General features: G+C 67.8%; 16 protein-coding genes and 1 pseudogene. 8 read left to right on the top strand and 9 right to left on the bottom strand.

Annotation, left to right across the window (positions count from 1 at the left end):
* Positions 1-112: 112 nt before the first annotated feature.
* The 6 genes from AB0H83_RS41295 to AB0H83_RS41270 all read right to left on the bottom strand — a co-directional run bounded on the left by AB0H83_RS41295 (position 113) and on the right by AB0H83_RS41270 (position 6468).
* The gene (locus AB0H83_RS41295; RefSeq protein ID WP_360105659.1) at positions 113-1657 is read right to left on the bottom strand and encodes a tyrosine-type recombinase/integrase; all 1545 of its coding nucleotides are present in this window, start codon (positions 1655-1657) and stop codon (positions 113-115) included.
* Positions 1658-1940: 283 nt separating this feature from the next.
* Positions 1941-2819 (bottom strand): bile acid:sodium symporter, encoded by an 879-nt coding sequence (locus AB0H83_RS41290; protein WP_360105656.1) that lies wholly within the window; start codon positions 2817-2819, stop codon positions 1941-1943.
* A 27-nt stretch (positions 2820-2846) separates the two neighbouring features.
* Positions 2847-4157: a Dyp-type peroxidase gene (locus tag AB0H83_RS41285; protein ID WP_360105653.1), complete on the bottom strand. Its 1311-nt coding sequence runs from the start codon at positions 4155-4157 to the stop codon at positions 2847-2849.
* 33 nt (positions 4158-4190) lie between these two features.
* A complete protein-coding gene (locus AB0H83_RS41280) occupies positions 4191-5204 on the bottom strand; it encodes a hypothetical protein (RefSeq protein ID WP_360105650.1) in 1014 nt (337 codons plus the stop codon).
* Positions 5205-5216: 12 nt separating this feature from the next.
* Positions 5217-5729 (bottom strand): hypothetical protein, encoded by a 513-nt coding sequence (locus AB0H83_RS41275; protein ID WP_360105648.1) that lies wholly within the window; start codon positions 5727-5729, stop codon positions 5217-5219.
* Between the two features lie 238 nt (positions 5730-5967).
* The gene (locus tag AB0H83_RS41270) at positions 5968-6468 is read right to left on the bottom strand and encodes a hypothetical protein (protein ID WP_360105645.1); all 501 of its coding nucleotides are present in this window, start codon (positions 6466-6468) and stop codon (positions 5968-5970) included.
* Between the two features lie 286 nt (positions 6469-6754).
* Here AB0H83_RS41270 and AB0H83_RS41265 point away from each other — a divergent pair, with 286 nt between their 5' ends.
* The 5 genes from AB0H83_RS41265 to AB0H83_RS41245 all read left to right on the top strand — a co-directional run bounded on the left by AB0H83_RS41265 (position 6755) and on the right by AB0H83_RS41245 (position 11872).
* Complete coding sequence (locus AB0H83_RS41265) at positions 6755-7579, top strand: transposase family protein (RefSeq protein WP_360105735.1); 825 nt, start codon at positions 6755-6757, stop codon at positions 7577-7579.
* Positions 7580-7832: 253 nt separating this feature from the next.
* The gene (locus AB0H83_RS41260; RefSeq protein ID WP_360105642.1) at positions 7833-8654 is read left to right on the top strand and encodes a hypothetical protein; all 822 of its coding nucleotides are present in this window, start codon (positions 7833-7835) and stop codon (positions 8652-8654) included.
* A gap of 41 nt (positions 8655-8695) precedes the next feature.
* On the top strand, positions 8696-10567 hold the full coding sequence (locus AB0H83_RS41255; protein WP_360105732.1) for an FtsX-like permease family protein: 1872 nt from the start codon (positions 8696-8698) through the stop codon (positions 10565-10567).
* Positions 10554-11237, top strand: a complete 684-nt coding sequence (locus AB0H83_RS41250) for an ATP-binding cassette domain-containing protein (protein WP_360105639.1) — start codon at positions 10554-10556, stop codon at positions 11235-11237. Before AB0H83_RS41255 ends, AB0H83_RS41250 begins: the two co-directional genes overlap by 14 nt.
* Positions 11234-11872 (top strand): ATP-binding cassette domain-containing protein, encoded by a 639-nt coding sequence (locus tag AB0H83_RS41245; protein WP_360105636.1) that lies wholly within the window; start codon positions 11234-11236, stop codon positions 11870-11872. Before AB0H83_RS41250 ends, AB0H83_RS41245 begins: the two co-directional genes overlap by 4 nt.
* A gap of 749 nt (positions 11873-12621) precedes the next feature.
* Here the strand turns inward: AB0H83_RS41245 and AB0H83_RS41240 are convergent.
* Together AB0H83_RS41240 and AB0H83_RS41235 are read right to left on the bottom strand one after the other, a co-directional pair.
* Entirely contained in the window at positions 12622-13119 is a 498-nt protein-coding gene (locus tag AB0H83_RS41240) for a PIN domain-containing protein (RefSeq protein ID WP_360105633.1), read from the bottom strand.
* 31 nt (positions 13120-13150) lie between these two features.
* Positions 13151-13681: a helix-turn-helix domain-containing protein gene (locus AB0H83_RS41235; protein ID WP_360105630.1), complete on the bottom strand. Its 531-nt coding sequence runs from the start codon at positions 13679-13681 to the stop codon at positions 13151-13153.
* A 986-nt stretch (positions 13682-14667) separates the two neighbouring features.
* Here AB0H83_RS41235 and AB0H83_RS41230 point away from each other — a divergent pair.
* The 3 genes and pseudogenes from AB0H83_RS41230 to AB0H83_RS41220 all read left to right on the top strand — a co-directional run.
* A pseudogene (locus AB0H83_RS41230) lies at positions 14668-15231 on the top strand (Tn3 family transposase); the annotation flags it as partial.
* A 472-nt stretch (positions 15232-15703) separates the two neighbouring features.
* Positions 15704-16225, top strand: a complete 522-nt coding sequence (locus tag AB0H83_RS41225; RefSeq protein WP_360105627.1) for a SigE family RNA polymerase sigma factor — start codon at positions 15704-15706, stop codon at positions 16223-16225.
* A complete protein-coding gene (locus AB0H83_RS41220) occupies positions 16218-17513 on the top strand; it encodes a rod shape-determining protein MreC (RefSeq protein WP_360105624.1) in 1296 nt (431 codons plus the stop codon). The genes AB0H83_RS41225 and AB0H83_RS41220 overlap by 8 nt, the downstream gene beginning before the upstream one ends.
* A gap of 90 nt (positions 17514-17603) precedes the next feature.
* Here the strand turns inward: AB0H83_RS41220 and AB0H83_RS41215 are convergent, their stop codons facing one another.
* Positions 17604-18230, bottom strand: coding sequence for a hypothetical protein (locus tag AB0H83_RS41215; protein WP_360105621.1), 627 nt, complete (start codon positions 18228-18230; stop codon positions 17604-17606).
* Positions 18231-18377: the final 147 nt, after the last annotated feature.

Genomic DNA, 18377 nt, shown 5'->3' with positions numbered 1-18377 from the left:
TCTGCCGTGATCGGCGCGTCTTGATCTGCCAAGCTGCGAGTCGATCCACAGTGGATGGACGATCTACGTAATTGTGCAGTAATCGGGCCGTCGCGTCCTACGGATCAGAAGGTTAGGGGTTCGAGTCCCTTCGGGCGCGCAACATCGTCAGGGCCTGAGCTGCAGGGATGCGGTTCGGGCCCTTCGCGTTGTCCGGCCTTTGTGGACGGTGGGTGTCACGTGGGTGTGATGTGGGTGCCGTCGCCGACGTGGGCGTTTCGGCGCGCTTCGGCTTCCTGACCTGCTGCTTCGTCGTCGACTCGGGTGTGGCGGGTGCGGGGGCACCTGTTTTCGGGCCTCGGTCGGGTCGGTTCTTGCGGGCCTTGGTCTTGATCTTCTTGCGGGTGCGGCGAGCCGCGGCGAGGACGAGCTGGGCGGTGTCGTCGGCGCATCGGCGTTGGATCTGGGGTAGGACGCTGGTGTAGGTGTCGGCCGTGGTCACGATGCTGGAGTGCCCGAGCAGGTCCTGCAGCGTCTTGAGGTCGGCGCCGGCCTCGTGGGCGAGGGATGCGGCGCCGTGGCGCAGGTCGTGCAGCCGTACCGGGGGCAGTCCGGCGCGTTGGACGAGTTTGCGGAAGCGGGTGGTGGCGTAGTTCGGGTTGATCGGCAGGCCGTCGCGGCGGATGAATACGTAGCCGGAGTCGATCCACTGCTGGCCGTCGGCGAGGGTGTCGCGGTGTTGATCCTCCTGGCGGCGGCGGTGTGCCCGGAGGACCCGGACGGTGTGTTTGTCCAGGGCGACGGCGCGGCGTCCGGCGGGGGTCTTGGGGTCGTTTTCGACGATCTGGTAGCCGGCGGTGGTGCGGTTGCGTTCGACGGTCAGGGTCGCGCGGTCGAGGTCGATGTCGGTCCAGCGCAGCCCGCACAGTTCGCCGCGGCGCAGGCCACGCAGCCCGGCGAGCCACCAGAACGCGAACAGGGAGTCGTCGGTGACGGCGCCGAGGAACTCCGCGAGGTGATCGGCGGTCCAGACCGCCACAGCCGGGTGGGCGCCGGTCTGTTCCCAGGAGGCGACGCGGGCCTCGGTCCAGACCTTGGCGTGCGGCTGCTGGTAGCCGCTGATCTCGATGTGCCGGGCGGGGTTGCAGTCGAGGACGCCTTCTTTGACGGCGAGGTTGAGCGCGGCGCGCAGGGTGGTCCGCAGGTGCTGCATCGCCGACGCCGACTGTGGTCGGCCCTTGCTATTGGTGATCGCGGCGATCCGGGCGAACACGGTCCGCAGCAGGCCGGCGTCGAGGTCGGCGAGGCGGTAGCCGCCGAGGTGGGGGATGAGGACGTGGTCGACGTCGCGGGTGTAGTGGAACCGGGTCGTCGCCCGGAGGTTGGTGCGGCTGTCGAGCCAGTGCCGCAGCCACCGTTCGACGGTCCAGCCCTGGGCGGTCCGGTCGGCGGCGGTGCCGGCGAGCCACGCGTCGCGGGCCTGCCGGGCGGCGATCCGGGAGGGGTAGCCGCCGCGGCGGACGCGTTCGCGGCGGCCGAGCAGGTTGGCGGCCGAGCAGTGGAAGTACCACGAGCCGCGCCCGCGTTCGGCGAGCCGGGGGCATCGCTGCTCAAGTCGGTGCTTGCCGTCGTCGCGGCATCCGCACCGTTTGAAGACCACACCGTTGCTCGACCGCATGACCGCCACCTCCCGCCGGTTCCGCCTCGGGTCAGCATCGGCGCGCAGGGCGAGTGCGGTCGTCACTCGACAGGGTGACACCGTTGTCGTTGAGCGGTCGCCGTTATTGGCTGGGTTGGTCGGCCGCAGAGTGGTTGTCGAGCAGGTAAGTGGGCCGGGCTCGTTCCCGTGCGCGCTGGTCTTGGTGGTTGGCCTCGAACCGGTTCCAGAACGCGGCGGGCGTGCCCAAGCATGCGTTCCAGTCGTAACGCCATGTCGTAGGTGAGGCTGGGTGTGCCTTTGATCAGCTGGTTTCATGTTCTGGGTCGGTTCGGCGGCGGCCGAGGACCGCGGCGATGGGCATGGCGGCGCAAAGGCCGCTGAGGAGTACGGCGGCGAGTGCGCCGAGGATGGCGGGCTGGTTGTCGAAGGCGATGCCGATCGCGGCGAGGGCTGGTCCGGCGTTGCGGACGGCGGTGACGGCGCCCATGGTGGTACGTCGTGCCGGCGGCCCGGTGGCCAGCAGGGTGCCGAAACCGAAGGCGAGGGCGGAGAGCAGGAAGCCGGCCAGCAGCGCCCGGGAGCCGAGCAGGGCCACGACGTCGCTCCAGTTTCCCAGCAGCATGCCGGCCAGCACGATCAGGAACGTCACGTTGGACACCTTGACCGCGGCGGGGTGCCAGGCCACGGCAGTGTTGGTGGTGTAGTGGCGGAGCAGCAGGCCGATGGCGAACGGTACGAGCTGCAGGAGCGCGACGGTACGTACCAGTGCGCCGACGTCAAGGGAGATGCCGCCGCCGACGTCGGCGGCGGTGAGCAGGGCGTTGGCGGTGATGCCGAAGGTGATGCTGCCCACGGCGGCGAGCAGGACCTGCATGGCGGCGCCGGTGGTGATGTCGCCGTGCTGGACCATGCCGAGCTTGGCACCAAACGGTCCGCCTGGGGAGGACGCGGTCAGTAGCAAAGCGATGAACGGCGCGGTCGTGAGGTGGAACAGCGCCGCCAGACCCCACCCCAGCAGCGGGACGACGACCAGGTTGGCCAGCAGGACGAGCAGCAGCAGGGACACGTCGGTGAACGCGGCTCGCAGCGCGGCCAGGCTCGAGCCGAGTCCGGCGGCGAACATGGTCGCGGCGATGAAGATCACCGTGGCGGCGTTGAACAGCAGATGCAGCGTGGCCATCGGTCTCCTGTGCCCGGCTCAGTGATGTCAGTCGGTCAGGTCGCCGAGCCAGCGCAGGGCGCTGAGGCTGGGCAGGAACGCGTACTCGCCGCCGCGGGTGGTGACGAACCGCGGCAGGGCCGGCAGTCGCCGGCGGACCGGGCGGCGGGGGATGGTGTAGTCGCCGGGACCGTTGTTGGAGCCGACGATGGGGTCGCGGGCGTTGCCGGCGCCGAAGAAGACGCCGTCGTTGAGCCACTGGGACTGGGCGAACTCGAACTGCCGGCCCGGGTGGGCGCCGACGAACGCGAACATGAGTCCGCGGTCGGCACGGTCGTCGTCGAGGACGCCTTCTGGCAGCGGCGGCCCGTAGGCGGTGCCGCGGCGGATCATGCGGTGCAGCCGGGGTTCGCCGGCCACTGTCGCGTCGCGGGGGTTGGCGCGGCGGATGTGGCAGCCGCCGGGAGTGGTGAACCCGTCCGGGTCGTCCTGCTGGTACTGGAACGCGTTGTTGCGGGCGCGGTCGGCGCCCAGCTTGGGGTCGTCGTGCTGCGGGCTCAGTGCCAGCGGTGCGCCGCTGCGCCACCTTCCCATGATCTTGGCGGCCAGTAGGTCTTCGTCGTCGGGGCCGGTGGAGTTGTCGGTGAGGAAGTGGCGGAACGCGGCCACGTTCTGGTGCAGTTTGCGGAAGGCGACGTAGCTGCCGTTGCGGCCGAGGACGTCCGGCGTGGTGGTTTGCACGCCGCCGAGCTCGTCGGGGTAGCCGAGCACGAACTCCCCGGCTTTGAGGGGCCGTTCCAGGGGGTTGGAGCCCGCGATCAAGCTGCCTTCGACGGCAGGGTGGCTGATGCCGTCTCGGTAGCCGAACGGTTCAGTCTCGGTGGATAGCGCGTGGCAGTCCTGCCGCCAGATCGCGCGCACTCCCGCCAGCTGCTCGTAGGCGGGTCGGGCCCGGTCGATCGACGCATCGAGGTTCGCCGCGTCGGGAGCCAGCCCGACCAGGACGACGTGCACGTCCGGGGTGCCCAGCGGCGCTTCCCAATGCTCGGGGCTGCTGTCGCCGGTATCTCCGAGCGCCGTGGCCCGGGCGGCCATGCCCTGACGGAATTCCCACGCGAACGTGTCCAGGGACTGCTGCGGTACGCCGAGCGCCCGCAGGCCCTGGTAGGTGACGGCGACGCTCACCGAGGTCTCGCCCTCCGGGCTGACGGTGTCGGCGGCGCTGGTGACCACGGCGGCGGCGCGGCGCATCAGTTCACGGCCGTCGGCGCGGTCGTCGATGCGGAACAGCAGATAGGTCGCCGCGTAGGGCGACGGGCGGGGGCTGAGCACCCCGCGCTGGATGTCGTGCAGTTCCACGTCCCCCGCCTTCCGGTGCTGGCTTCGTGGTCGCTACCGCGTGACGATGTTGCGCCAGAAGTTGCGCAGGCTTTCGTCGCCACCGAACAGTGCGCTGAAGATGGTCGAGTCGGCCATGAGGATGTCGCCGCCGCGGGCGCCCGTCGGGGGCAGCCACAGGAACATGTTGAACTCGGTGTTGCCCTCGTCGGTGAACGGGTGCGGCCGCGACAGGTCGATCGGCTGGCGGCCCAGCACCCGCACGGCCTTCTCGTCGTCGGTGGTCACCGCGTAGTGCGGCAGGTGCATGTGGAAGTTGAAGCTGGTCACGCCGGTCAGCCAGCCCGTGGTGTCCAGGTCCCGGTCGATTGACAGCGGGGCGATCCGGTTCGGCCCCACCACGGCCGGGCGCAGCCCGTAGCGGTTTTGCACCGGCACGTCGAGCCCTTCCATCAGCGACCGGACGTAGCGGCCGAACCGCTGCTGGCGTGGTACCAGCGCGTCGCCGTGGTGGTGATACTCCACGTCGCGGACCTTGAGGTCGTCGCCTGCGCCGACGTCGTGGTGCGGTCCGAGCACCAGGCAGGTGCCCTCCCGGTGCACCCACTCGTTGAGCGCCTGCACCTCCTCCGTGCCGGCGTCCTGCCCGGTGACCATGTGATCCAGCCCGAACACGAACAGGGTGTCGGTGTCGGCCAGCACCCGCTCGTCCAGCGGCGTGACGAACCCGGCCTGGTCGATACGCTGATACACCGCCACCGGATGGCCGGTGGTCTCCTCGACGAAGTCCTGGAACGGCACCCAGGCCCGGAAGAACAGCTCCAGCGACCCGGCGACGCCCGGCTGGAACCGCATCGGATCCGACCATTGCGGGTCTTCGTACGCAGGCCACGCCACCCGGCGCACCTCCGTCATCGTGGAGAACCGGTTGTCCAGCTCGGCCGGGTTGCGACCAGCCTCGGCCGGGTAGCTCCATGACACATAGATGCTGACCCGCCGGCGACCGGGGGTATACGGGCGTGGGTGGTGCCGGGAGTTGTAGACGCGTGCGGTGCGCTGCTCATTCATCGGTATCGGTCCTTACTGCAGTTGGTCGAGCATCTCCGACAACGCGTTCTTGATCCGCAGCGCCTTCTTGATCTCGTCGGCGGTGACGTACGGGTACTCGCCGTACTCGATGAAACTCGGGCACTGGTGCTCGCGCACAAACCGCACGAACGCCTCAGGGTTGGTGCGCCAGTCCTCCGGGAACCCCTCAAGATTTTCAAAGGTGGTACTCACGCCCGCCTTGCTGAACAGGGCGACCGCGTCCTCGGTGTACTTGTCGAAGTCGGTGTCGAAGATCCCCTGGTACACGAACCGGGTGTCGTCGTCGAACAAAGCCCACCGCAGGTAGTGCAGCTTCAGCGGCGCCAAGAAGTAGGGATCGGCCTCGACGGCCCTGGCAAGAGTGTTTCCGTGCTCGCGAATCGCGTCGGCGCGGCCCGGCTTGACCTTCGCGATGATCGTGAACCCGTAGCACGCAGGCGTGCGCGGGAAGACCGGACCGTACTTGCCCTGCTCAAGATGACTGGTGTCCTTCGGGATCACCATCGCCGCAGGTTTGATCTCCATCGGATTCCCATCGCACAGGCAGACGCCGCGGTTACAGCGGCGACCAGTCGGTTATGCCCAGATATCTGACGTTTTAACACCGAACATCAAGATTTCCCCGGCCGTTACCTGCTGTGCTGCACTAGGCGATACTGGGATCGAACCGCGAGCGAGGTGCCCGGCGTGTCGCAGGTTGTGGCGGTGCAAGTGTTCGAAGCCGTGTGTCGACTGCCGCGTGTCATTGTGTGGCATCGCGCAGCAATGCCTGTTGATCCTGCCGCCGCCGTGAGAGCCGGTGAGCAGCCGGGTATCCGGTGGATCGCCCCGATCGGGCCGTCCTCCTCGAAACCGGTCGGTTCCTACACGATCCGGATGAGCCCGTCCGGTACCGGCGGGGCACACGCCCGGCGGAACCGCTCCCGCGCGTGAGCCGGGCCCCGGACCTGTGATCCCACCGTGACTTCCTGATCGTCGGGCACAGCACCCGGCCAGGAAACCCGCCGAGTGTGGTGATCAGCTCCGCGCGGGCGCCGAACGCGCCCGGCTCGATGCGGACCCGGTTGCCGTACAGCTCGATCTTCATGTCCGGCGGCAGGTTCGTCCGGCAGTGCTCCCAGCACGCGGTGAGCTGATCGAGCTGGGCTGGTGGCGGGTCCGCGATGCCGAACGTGGTGGCGAGCGGTTCGAACCGCAGCCCGTGCCACTCGATGCTGCCGGCGGTGGTGTCGGCCCGCTCCACCGCGACGGCGCTGGCTGCGTGCCGCCGGGCCAGTTCTGAAGTCGCTGTGGCGGGTTCCCCGGTGTTTTGTTCGAGGCGGTCGCAAAATTGACGCCCGACTTTACCCGGGAAAAGACCTCGTCAACCCCAGTGAGCTGATCTCAGCAACGCAAAAGGGTTGATCGGTGCGACACGGGCGAAGGCGTCGAGTCGGGCGGTGATGGAACAGGCGTGGAGCCATCGATAGACACGTCCTTGCGACAGAAACACGTCTTCGAGAGGGCTCCACGTGATTGCTTATCGTGCCATGGTCGACGTCCCGAGGGAACTGGTGCAGTACCTCGGCCGGCTCCTCGCCGCCGAGCGCCGGGCTCGGGGCACCCGCACCGGGACGCGTGCACTGACCTGCTTCTACCAGGCCCTGCTCGTGCTCATCTGGTTCCGCAAGGACGAAGACATGACACTGCTCGGCGCCGGGTTCGGCATCTCCCGGGCCACCGCGTACCGCTACCGCGACGAGGGCATCGCCGTCCTCGCCGCCCAGGCGAGCGACCTGCACACCGCACTGCGCCGGGTGGCCGCCGACGGCTGGTCACACGTGATCCTCGACGGCAAACTGTTCGACTGCGACCGGCTCACCGAGACCACGCTGAGCGTCAAGGGCGAAACGATCGATGCCTGGTACTCCGGGAAGCACCGCGACTTCGGTGCGAACGTGCAGGCCGTCATGCGACCTGACGGGCTGCCGGTCTGGACCTCGCCCGCGCTGCCCGGGCATCTGCACGACAGCAGCTGCGCCCGCGAACTCGGGGTGACCGCCGCGCTGAACTGGGCCGCGGCCCACCTCGACCTGCCCACCCTGGCCGACTCCGGCTACGAGAACACCGGGCGCGGCATCAAGACACCCGTCAAGCAACCCGCTGACGGCAGCCGGCTCGCGCCGGACAACCGCACCTACAACCGGCTGCTGCGCGGCCTGCGCTGGCAGGGCGAACGCGGCTTCGCCATCCTGATCGGACGCTGGAAAACGCTGCGGCACACCACCGTCAGCCCACGCCGCATCGGCGACATCGTCGCCGCCGCACTACACCTGACCCACTTCGAATACAGATACCTACCGCAAAGTCGTTGAGATAGCTCACTGCACCGGGTCTGCGCCGAGTTCATTCCGTGCGCAGATCCTGTGCTCGAACGGCAACACGTATTACGGCACCTGGCGGTACGCCGGCGGCGGCACACATTCCTACACGCAGTGCCCGGTCAACGTATTCTGGGTCAACTATGGGATCCAGGCATATTAGGCACAACGACGTGCATAGTTGCGGTTAGCAGTTGCGGGCCGCATTCGTGGCCCGCAACCACTATGGAGGGTGGATTTTACGCCGATGGCGCGTCGCGGTTGGCTCTTGCTGGCGCCGTGGTGGCGAGGGCCGCTGCTGCTGGCTCGCCGCCCCGGGGTCGCCGTCGCGCTCGGCGTCGCGGCGGTCGTGGTGGCCCTGCCGGCCGCGTCGTCGTCGTTGTTTCTCTCGTCGGCCGGCAGTGCGACGCTGCGCGCGCGGACCGCCTCGGTGTGCCCGGCGACGATCGGGTCCCAGGTGATCGCGCCGGAGCAGCCGATCGACGCCAGCAGTGTGCCAGCCCTGGACGCGGCGCTGGCCGAGGAGGCGACCGCGGCGGCGAAGGTGCCCGGGCTGGGCGCGCCGACCGTGACGTTGGTCAGCTCGGAGGCGACGGTCGCGACGGCTGCCGGCCGCACCCAGGTCAACATCGCCGGCCGGGACGACCTCGCCGGGCATGTCCAGCTCGTCGCCGGTGGCCCCGGTCCGGGTCTGTGGTTGCCCGACCGCTTCACGACCGCCAGCGGCCTGCGGCCCGGCGACACACTCATGATCTTCCCGAGCGCGGGGATTTGGGTCCCCGACCCCACGGGACAGAGCCCCAACGGCCTGCGGGAGGTCGCCGAGCCGACCGCGGTACCTGTGGTGGCGATCTACCGGGATCTGCGCGACCGGTCCGATGACGCTTTCTGGTGCAGCCTGTCGCGGCTGTACCGGGGCGACCCGGCGCAGCAGAGCGGGTCGCCGGGCCAGGACAAGCCGATCCTCGATCTTGTGCTGGCGGATCGTGCGACCATGCTGTCGGTCGCGTCCCGCGCGCACATCCTGACGGCCCGCGCGTCGAGCGGGCACCGGCCAGAACCGATCTGACCGCGCCCGAGGCGAGCAGGCTGGCCTCGGACGTGACCGCCATGCATGAGGGCCTGCGCAAGAGACTCGCCACCGTGGGAAACCTCGACGGCACCCGGGTCGCCTACCACACCGCCATGCCGGGTTACGCGGGCCGGGCCTCGCTCATCGAGAAGGACCTGCGCGGGACAGTGCTGCCGATCAGCGTCGCGGGCCTTCTCGTCGGCCTGTTGGTCGTGATGGCGGCAAGCGTGTTCTGGGTCCGCCGGCGCGGTCGTGAACTGGTCGTGCTGGCCACGTTCGGCGCGACCGCGCGCTGGTTGGGTGTCAAGGCCGCACTGGAGGTGTGGCCCGCGCTGGCGGCCGGGGCCGTGGTTGGCTGGGGTCTGGCCGGATTCCTGGTCGCCCGGGTGGGGCCGAGCAGCGTGGTGTCGTACGACGCCCGGGTGCAGTCACTGCTCGCCGCGTCGGTCGCGTTCCTGTCGGCGGTGACGGTGCTCGGCGTGACCGCGGGCGTGGCCTGCCGGGCCCTGACCGGTGCCCCGCCCGCATCGCGGACCCGGCGCTGGATGACCGTGCTGCCGTGGGAGCTAGCGATCCTCATGGCGGCGGCGGTGTACTGGTTCGCCGGCGGCGGCCAGTACATGGTCAGGCTCGGGGACGTGCTGGGGACCATGGTGCAGATACCGGCGAAGCTGCTCGTCGTGCCGATGCTGGTGATGGTGGGCCTCGGCGTCCTCGGCGCCCGCCTGGTGGTGACGGCCGTGCGGCGCCGGGCCCGGGTGGGCACGGTGTCCCGGTCGGCCGTGCGGCTGCTGTACGCGCGCAGGGTCCGCCACGCTGTCGTGGCGGCGGCGGCCCTCGCCCTGATCACCGCGGTGCCCGTCGCCCTCGCCGTCTACGGCGGAACGGCGACCAAATCCGTGCGCGCGACTCTCGCCGCGCAGGCCCGGCTGGCGACCGGCAGCGATGTTGTGGTCCACCTGGCCGAGCCGGCCAGCGTCCCCCCAGCGCTGGCGGACCGGGCCACGCCGGTGCTGCGCCTCGACTATGTACAGATCGCTGACAAGCAGGTGTCCCTGCTGGTGGTGGACCCGGCGTCCTTCGCGCGTGATGCGTACTGGGACGACCGCCTCGACGACGCCACGCTGGCCCAGGTGCTCCATGCCCTGACATCGGCGCCGGCCGGCACGCTCCCGGCCGTCGCGTCGGCGCCGATCGCGGGCGGCGCCGCGACGATGGCCTTCGGCGCCGACCCGCCGATCGCGGTGAGCATCACCTCCGTGGCGACACTCCCCGCGCAGCGAGGTGGGTACCCGGTGATCATCATCGATCGCGATGCACTCGCCGGCCTCGGCGTCGCCGCCGCCCGCTCCATCATCGCGCAGGCCTCGCCCCAGCTGTGGGTGCGTGGCGACCCGGCGCGGACACGCGCGCTCATCGACGGCTCGAATTTGAAGATCTCGTTCCTCGCCGTCGCCGATGACCGCTACGTGAACACGTTCTACCAGCCGGTGACGTACACGTTCGCCTACCTGGCCGCGCTGTCGTTGCTCACCGGGATCGTGGCCATGGTGGGCTTCCTGCTGTACCTGGAGTCGCGGCTGCCGGTGCTGCGGCGCGGCTTCGTGATGCTCCGCATGATGGGACTGAGCTCCACCACCCAAGGGTGGCTGCTGCTCGGGGAGCTGACGGCGCCGCTCGTCACCGGGTGCGTGATCGGACTCGGCCTGGCGGTCGCGGCCGTCCTCGTGATGCGTGACCAGCTCAACGTCGACCCCGGCGCGTTGCCCGGCACGGTGCTGTCCATTCCCTGGCCGGTGATGGCAGGACTCCTGGCGGTGATCGGTGTCTTCGCGGCTGTCGTGGCGCTGGTGACACACTGGCGCCTCACCCGGAGCCGGGTCGGGGAGGTGCTGCGTGACGTCGACTGAGCTGGGCGCGAACTGCGTGGGAGTGTCTCGGTCCTACCGCGTCGACGGTCATGTGGTGCCGGCCCTGGTGGACGTCGACATGTGCGCCCCGGCCGGCACAATCACTGCGGTGGTCGGGCCTTCGGGCTCGGGGAAGTCGACCCTGCTGCGCCTGCTGACCGGGATGGACAGCCCGGATCACGGCACCATCACCATCGCCGGTCAGGAGGTCGGGACACTGTCGACGGCCAGCCGGGCTCGGCTGCGCCGTTCCCGGCTGGGCCTGGTGCGCCAGGCGCCGGGGGACAACCTGCTGGCCTACCTGACGGTCCGCCAGCATCTTCGGCTCGCGGCACAGATTCGCGGTGTACCGGTCGCGCTCGCAGACGCCCTGCTGGAGCCGCTCGGCATCGCCGACCGGGCGGACCGCCTGCCCAGGCAGTTGTCCGGCGGCGAGCAGCAGCGCGTCGCGATCGCCTTCGCGGCCGTCGGCCCGCCGGCGGTTCTGCTCGCCGACGAACCGACCGGTCAGCTCGATCACGGCAATGTCGACGCCGTGGTCGACGCCCTCCGCGTCATCGCCCGAGCGGGCGTCGCGGTGATCGCGGCGACGCACGATCCCGCGGTGTGGCAGCGAGCCGACCGGGTCCTTCGACTGCGCGCCGGCCGGGTCGAGGAGGCGGCAGGATGACACCGGTGATGGCGGCCCACGCCGTGACCCGGTGGTTCACCCGGGGCGCCGAGCGGGTCACGGCGCTCGATGCGGTATCGGTGGAGATCCATGCTGGCGATCTGACCGTTGTCGCGGGCCCGTCTGGCTCGGGCAAGACGACGCTCATCGGCGTGCTCGCCGGGCACGAAAAGCCTGACGCCGGTACGGTCGAGACGCGACTGGGCAAGGGGTGGCACGAGATGAGCTTCGTACCGCAGTCGCTCGCACCCATCGAGGAGCTGAGCATCCGGGAGAACGTCGAGCTGCCCGCACTGCTCTCGGGCAACACCGGACGCAGCACCGACGAGTTGCTGGCCATGCTGGACATTGCCGACCTTGCGGATCGGCTGCCGGCGCACGTGTCCGGCGGAGAGCAGCAGCGCGCGGCGCTCGCCCGGGCACTGCGACTGTCCCCGGCTCTGCTGCTGGCCGACGAACCGACCGGCCACCAGGATCCCGCCCGCATCCGGCTCGTGCTCGACGTGCTGCGCAGCCACGCCCGCGCGGGCCATGCCGTGCTCGTCTCCAGCCACGACGAGCAGGTGATCGCCCGCGCCGACCGGGTGCTGATGCTGCACGACGGCCGCCTCGTGGCAGACACGCGCAACCGATAACGAAGGTACGCGTGCGGGTGAGGGCACCGCCAATAACGTACCGGCGTGACTAGCGCCCCCTCGCAGGACGACCCCTCTCCAGCCCTTGAGGCTTCGCCGGAAGACGATGCCGCCTCCATCGTCGCCGAGCCTGAGGGCGGGGTTGCCCGGGAGGCCGGTTGGCCGCGGCGGCACCGCCTGTTCGTCGTGGCCGTCGCGCTCGTGGTCGTGCTCGTCGCGCCAGCGGCGTGGTCGCGTGGCGGGTGCTCACCCCTGACCCGCTCAGCTCAGGCGGAAGGTGTACAAGGTGCCGTCCGACAGCTTCGCCGCGCTCAGTACTCCGTCTGTGCCATCAACGGAGTACTCGACCTGATTGCTCAATGCCATGACGAGGAGCGGATCGGCGGGTCCGACGGTCCCTGGTGGACACCGGGGTCCAGCCGCAGCGCCGAGCGCATCGCGGCATGAGTGGATGCTGGCTGGCATCGGTTGTGAGATTGCGACGGATTTACAGCCCACGCTCGCAACTACCCCTGACCTGCGCCGGCTTGCCTACATCGACATGACCGCTCCGCGCATGCTCCGCAACGGGACCGAACGCGCGAACTTGACAGGGTCATTACGATTGTCGCGTCGCTACGCGATGCAGAGCATCCTTCGGGCGCGACACCCTTGGCTCTTCTCTGAGTGTCCTCAGCTCCCGCGAAGAACTGCTGCGACCTGGACCATGCCGTAACGGCTCACAAGCGCGTCTAGAACGTCAGCGGTGGTCAAGGATGGCCCTGTTTGCCGGATCGCTGAGCGATTGACTGCAGCGCGGCAGCCGCTCGAATCGGGTCTAGCGCAACGGTGTTGGCAGCAAACTCGGCCGGCGGCAAGATTTCGATGCCGAGCGGGAGGCGATTGGCCGGAAAGTCCTTGATGTTGTGTGTTACGACGGCGCCAGCGCCAGCAATCACGGCAGCCGCGAGGACGTGCTCGTCATCTGGATCAGGTAGGCCGTAAGTCCCGTCTAGCGCTTCCCAGCCGCGGACCTCTGCATCGTCGAACGCGGTCCGCATCTGGTACACGAGGCGGCCGGCTCTCTGGTTCGCCACGACGGGCTCTTCGCTGCGGGAGATAAGCTTCCCCGCCTCGTGGAACTCAAGCTCCTCCAAGATCGCCGAACTCCACACAGGCCGATACATGCCCTCGACGGCAAGAGACAGCAGGAAATCGCGCTGCAAGCTTGGCCAGAGGACGCACGTGTCGAGAACGGCTGTGAACACGCATGCATCCTGTCAGGACGGCAGCTTCATGTCATTCAGCTGCGCCTCGACGACGGGCGGCCACGGCGCGTCGTGCCTCGCGAAGTTCCTGCAAGGTTGTTTCAAGATCTTCTTCACCGTCACGACCGGCGCCGGTCGCGTCGATTGCTGCGTACTGCTCCGCGCGACGCTGCTGACGGTAGTCGAGTAGGTTCCGAAGCAAGATGCGACGATGGGTTCCGGACCTCTCGAACGGGATCTTCCCACTATCAAGCAACTTGATGACGGTGGGGCGAGTGATGCCCAGGAGGTCTGCCGCTTGCTGTGTCGTCAAGGTTTGGGTTTGCGGTACCACAGTTACAGCAAGGCCTTGCTGCATCGCCTCGACAACCTGGCGAACTGCCCGGTAGATCTCGGCCGGTAGCTCAACTTGGTCGCCAGGTGTCGCCCCAGCAAGGAAGTAGCGAGGCGATGGCACCCCTCGGCCGGCCTTCTCGTGAGCTTCCAAGAAGTCATAGATTTGTGCGACCTGGGCATCCGCCTCAGGCAGGTAGGTCTCCTGCTTCAGTGCTGCGCCAGCCATGACACCCTCCCTCAACGCAAGGAACGTAACGCCTTTCGTTTCTTGCGTCTAGCTCATCGAGCGCAATGAGGCCCACCCAGTACGCCGACGACCGAGGGCGCGAGCAGGCAAGGCATCGACGGTGTGTGACCAGCATCACGCGGCGCGCCGAACACGCGCGCGCGTGAGAAGAGAGAGTCGTTCGTCCCGTATGGGTGTTATCTCTCTCTTGGGACAGCGTCAGGACAACTGCCGAAGCACGCCATAACGGCCATAATGCGTCGACGATTCATTGAGCCCGCAGAACGATCGAACCCGAGTGGATGGGCTGATCAGCTTCTGGCCGCGCCGTCGGCCCTGGACGGGTTCCCACTCGGCGGCTCGCCGACAAGACCACCACGACACGCTGGCCACTCGACACGACCCGGCCGTGGTCGCAAGGCGATGAGCGGAGTCCAGAGGCCATCGGCAGCTCTCCGCCCGTCCGGACGGGACCCACAGCAATATTGCTCGCGACGGATCTACAGTCCGCACCCAAACCCACGACCCCGTCGGCGGCGATACGGAGCCCGGCATCGTCGACAGCACGCCACTCGGAGGCAACACGACGAGCGGCGCTGAGTAACGTCGCCGCTTCCTACGGCATGATCACGTGCACGCAATTCGGCAGATCCGTGCACCGTCAGTGCGCTTGATCAGCACTCAACGGCTACGGAGCGAGGCCAGGCTGCCGGCGACGTACGCCCGGGGCCAGCGATCGGACCAACAACACTGCCGTCGCAACTTGGCGCCTGAGACGGATGCAAGGTGCCAACCGGTGCCAAGGGGTGCCAGCCGACCGCCGCACCACCCCAGCCCATCACCGCCGCCATGGCCGGCACCGCGCGCAAGCCTGCGTCGAGATTTTGACCGCCGTAGAACTGACCGCAGAAACGCCTCGCTGTTGCGACGTCCATGGCCCAGTCGGAGGCAGACCCGGCGAACCGTGACGGGTTCTGGCTTGGGATCGGTCGCTCAGCCGTCGCGTCATGCAGCTCGAAAAGATCACTTTGTACCGGACCGGCGCCCGTGCCGACTTCCTCGACCGATACCCACACGCGCCGGCACACTGCTGACCCGGCGGCTCAGCTGGGATCTGGTCACGAACATGTGGGACGACCTGCTGCGGGTGGCTGCGTCGGTGCAGGGTGGACACGCCACCGCGGCGCCGGTCGTGGGAAAGCTGTGCTTGTCGAAGGGGCAGCAGAATGCGTTACCAGCGCGATCAAGGAGTACATGGCGCTGCGCCGCACCGTCTATGCCGCCCGTTACCTGGCCGACGAGACGTACCGGCGGCGCATCGCCCGGCAGCTGAACAAGGGTGAGAACCTGCACGCCTGCGCCGCTCCCTCGGATACGCCAGGGAGGGAGCACTGCGGTGCCGGTACCACGAGCAGCAGACCGAGCAGATGTGGTGCCTGACCCTGGCGACCAACGCGATCGTCTGCTGGCCGACGGAGTACGCCGGCCTCGGCGTGGCCGCCCCGCGTCGGGCCGACCGGCAGTTCGACGACGAGATCCTGGCGCACATCTGGCCGACCCACCACGAGACGTGCACTTCTACGGCACCCATTCGGTCGACATGGACGGTGAACTCGCCCAGCTCGATACCGAGGCTACCGACGCTGCGGCTGACGAAGGTCGTCTCGGCCGACAGCTGATCGACGCATTCGTAAGCGGCGGCTGCTCTTGCGGATCGCCGCTCACGTCTGAGGTCCACCGCGCGCCGCAGCCGTCGGGCTCTACGGGAAGAGGTACAGCTCGGGGCGGAAGCGTCAACTGACGGCCTGGTTCGCGGAGAGCGCCAGCTCAGGTCGCGACGCGACCGGGCCGTTCACCGCCGCGATCGGTGTTCGAAACGTGGCGGTCGTCCCGTGTTGCTGCCGCCGAATCCACGACGTGCCCGGCAAATTGGACGAGAAACTTCTTTCTGGCGGCAACGTTTCAATGCGGTCACTGCGTAGGTAGTTGCTATGAGGATGTCGGCGAGGATGGTGAGGAAGCATGGACAGGCAGGACGACGAGGGGGTTACAGCCTTCGTCAGGGCTAGCTACGGTCGTTTGCTTCATGAGGCCTTTCTGCTCTGCGGGGATGCTGGCCGAGCCGAAGACCTGGTGCAGACCACGTTGGCGAAGACGGTCGTGGTGTGGTCGCGTCTGCAAAGGTCCGAGGGGATCGATAACTATGTGCAACGGACGCTGATCAACACGTACCTCAGCGCGCGTCGTCGCCGGGCCTGGTGGGAGCTGCCCTTCGGCCGGCTGATGGAGAGTCAGGCCCGGGATGAGTACGCGGGGGTGGAACAGCGGGACTGGCTGCGTCGGGCGCTAGATGCTCTGCCGCCACGACAGCGCGCCGCGGTCGTCCTGCGCTTCTATGGGGACCTGTCCGAGCAGGACGCTGCGCTGGCGTTGGGCTGTTCGGTGGGCACGGTCAAGAGCCTTACGTCAAGGGGCCTACGGGCTCTCCGTCAGCGTTGGGTCGAGCTCGACGCCACAGCTGAACACGAGGTGCGGTATGCATAGCGAGACAGAGTTTCGTGGCCATCTTGCTGCGCTGGCCGAGCCGGTGAAACCTGTCGAGGGTTACGAGGACAAGGTCATGCGGCGGTCGCGTCGGCTTCGTCGGCAGCGGCGGATGACCGCCGGTGCGGCGGCCGCCGTGTGCGTGGCAGTACTGGTGACCGCGTTCAGGGTGGTCGGGTTCGGCTCGGCGTCGCAGCTTGCCGCGCCACCCCCGGACGGCCCGTTCCTGGGCTGGTCTGCTGCCGGTGACGTCGATGCCGGTCTGGTACGTGAGGCCACGGCCCTCTGGGATGCTGCCGGGACGGGAGGGCCGCACACCGCTGTCCGGGCCTTCGTCGCACTACGGAATGACCAACAACTGCACTCGATCGCGGTCCTGGAGGGTTACGACCAGCAGGGTGCCGCGCGGCTGGCGTTCTTCACCAGTGACGTGAGCGCGGCGAACGCGTTGCGGCTTCGAGCGGATCGGCCCGCACCCGACCCGGTCACGACTCAGGTGATCAGCCTGGTCAGTCCCCGGTTGACCGGACCGGTCGGAGCAGTCAGTACGGATGATTTTGGTACCTACGCCATCGTTGTTGCCATGCCGGGCGTTACGACAGTGCGAGTCTCGAACACAATCATCGACGACGAGATGATCGGCGATCCCGACGCGCCGACCAGCCGCCTTGTTGTCCAAAGGTTCCCGCTGGCCGCGACAGCGCCAACAACGACCATCTCCGGATTTGTCAAGCCGAATCGACCGCTGGCCAAACCAACAAAGGTGTTCGAGGTGCAAGGCGACGGCGGTGCCGACGACGACCCGCGAGCGGTGCCGGGCAAGGTGTCGGCTGCAACCGGCCAACAGATCGTTGTGGCTGTCCAGCAAATCCAGGCGGTGCGGCGAGGCCAACTCGCTGTTGTGACCGAAGGTTTGGTCGGACGCGTGACCGCAGTTGACGTCCCGCGTGGCGAAGCGACAATTGACCTGGTCACCAGCACCGGATTCGCCGGCCCGGCCTACACCAGCATCAGCGATGTCCCGGGCTCGGTGCGTGGCACCGGCACGAGCCTCGTCATGGAGCACATACCGACCGGTAGCATTGTGTATTCGATAAGTGCGGGAAATCGTGTCGTGATGCCGGATCCGTGCCAGCCGAACGACCACGTCGGCGCTGTCACGGTTGGACGAGCCTCCTCGGACAACAAGGCGGCGTCGGCTACCAGTATGGAACTGACACCGACGGTCGACCTCACCCACGTGCGCGAAGTGTCAATTATGACGTCGCCCGCTGGCGGCGATTGTTAACGTCGAAAGGCGTGCGGGAGGCGACTTGCCTCCCGCACGCCTTTGTCTTAAACCGTACTTCGCGAGGTCAGCGGACTTCGCGGGTCCGGGTTACTGCCAGGAATACCGGGTGTAGCCCCCGCCATACACGAATGCGTAATTCCCGGGTGAGTTGTTTTCGACTTTATAGTAGAAGTGGTGGTCCGTGTAGGTGGAGACCTGCGACCAGCACCACGACCGCGTGATGCCGTCAACGGGCACTAGGACGGACGCATTTCCGTCGTTTCCCAGTGAGACATAGAATTTGTGGAACTGGTCGTGGTAGCCAGCTTCCCAGCTGGCGTAGATGTCCTGACAGACTGTACTGTCCAAGGTGATTTGCCATTCGCGGCCAGGCAAGCTCTGGACATGACTAAAGGTGTGGTGGTACGGCACTGCTGACGCCGAAAGGGCGGTTGCTCCGCTCGCAATGGTTGAGCCGTTTTGAGAGTAGAAGTCGGCCGGGCCATTGTATTTCGGGACCTTCCCGATGACCGTCATGGTCACGTTCGGCGGCAACGCCGCCCTCGCGGCGGCATTGTTCGCTTCGATCTCGGCAGCGCTAGGTTCTGCGGTGCTCGGTTTGACGGCGGCTGCTTCCGCCGTTGGTGCCGCCTGAGCCGGAGCGGCCAGTAGCAGCAGCCCTACGGTCGCAGCGCAGGTGGCGGCAGCGAGCCACCGCTTGAACGAGTGTGACACTCTGTAATCCTCCCCGTTGCGGTAAGTGGTGAATTGATCCTGTCCGGACAGGGTCGACCTCCACAAGATTGACGTCGAACGATATTTGTGGGTCTTGTCACTCGCCTTGGGTGCACATGCAAAGTGGACATGTGGTATCGGGGATGT

It is taken from the genome of Dactylosporangium sp. NPDC050688, assembly GCF_040654515.1.
Classification (GTDB): domain Bacteria; phylum Actinomycetota; class Actinomycetes; order Mycobacteriales; family Micromonosporaceae; genus Dactylosporangium.
The sequence above is the reverse complement of the archived record's forward strand: the minus strand, read 5'-3'. Positions and strand labels throughout refer to the sequence as shown.

Coding starts and splice junctions, on each gene's coding strand:
- AB0H83_RS41295 (WP_360105659.1), bottom strand. CDS start 1,657: ATGCGGTCGAGCAACGGTGTGGTCTTCAAACGGTGCGGATGCCGCGAC.
- AB0H83_RS41290 (WP_360105656.1), bottom strand. CDS start 2,819: ATGGCCACGCTGCATCTGCTGTTCAACGCCGCCACGGTGATCTTCATC.
- AB0H83_RS41280 (WP_360105650.1), bottom strand. CDS start 5,204: ATGAATGAGCAGCGCACCGCACGCGTCTACAACTCCCGGCACCACCCA.
- AB0H83_RS41275 (WP_360105648.1), bottom strand. CDS start 5,729: ATGGTGATCCCGAAGGACACCAGTCATCTTGAGCAGGGCAAGTACGGT.
- AB0H83_RS41265 (WP_360105735.1), top strand. CDS start 6,755: ATGGTCGACGTCCCGAGGGAACTGGTGCAGTACCTCGGCCGGCTCCTC.
- AB0H83_RS41260 (WP_360105642.1), top strand. CDS start 7,833: ATGGCGCGTCGCGGTTGGCTCTTGCTGGCGCCGTGGTGGCGAGGGCCG.
- AB0H83_RS41255 (WP_360105732.1), top strand. CDS start 8,696: ATGCATGAGGGCCTGCGCAAGAGACTCGCCACCGTGGGAAACCTCGAC.
- AB0H83_RS41245 (WP_360105636.1), top strand. CDS start 11,234: ATGACACCGGTGATGGCGGCCCACGCCGTGACCCGGTGGTTCACCCGG.
- AB0H83_RS41235 (WP_360105630.1), bottom strand. CDS start 13,681: ATGGCTGGCGCAGCACTGAAGCAGGAGACCTACCTGCCTGAGGCGGAT.
- AB0H83_RS41225 (WP_360105627.1), top strand. CDS start 15,704: ATGGACAGGCAGGACGACGAGGGGGTTACAGCCTTCGTCAGGGCTAGC.
- AB0H83_RS41220 (WP_360105624.1), top strand. CDS start 16,218: ATGCATAGCGAGACAGAGTTTCGTGGCCATCTTGCTGCGCTGGCCGAG.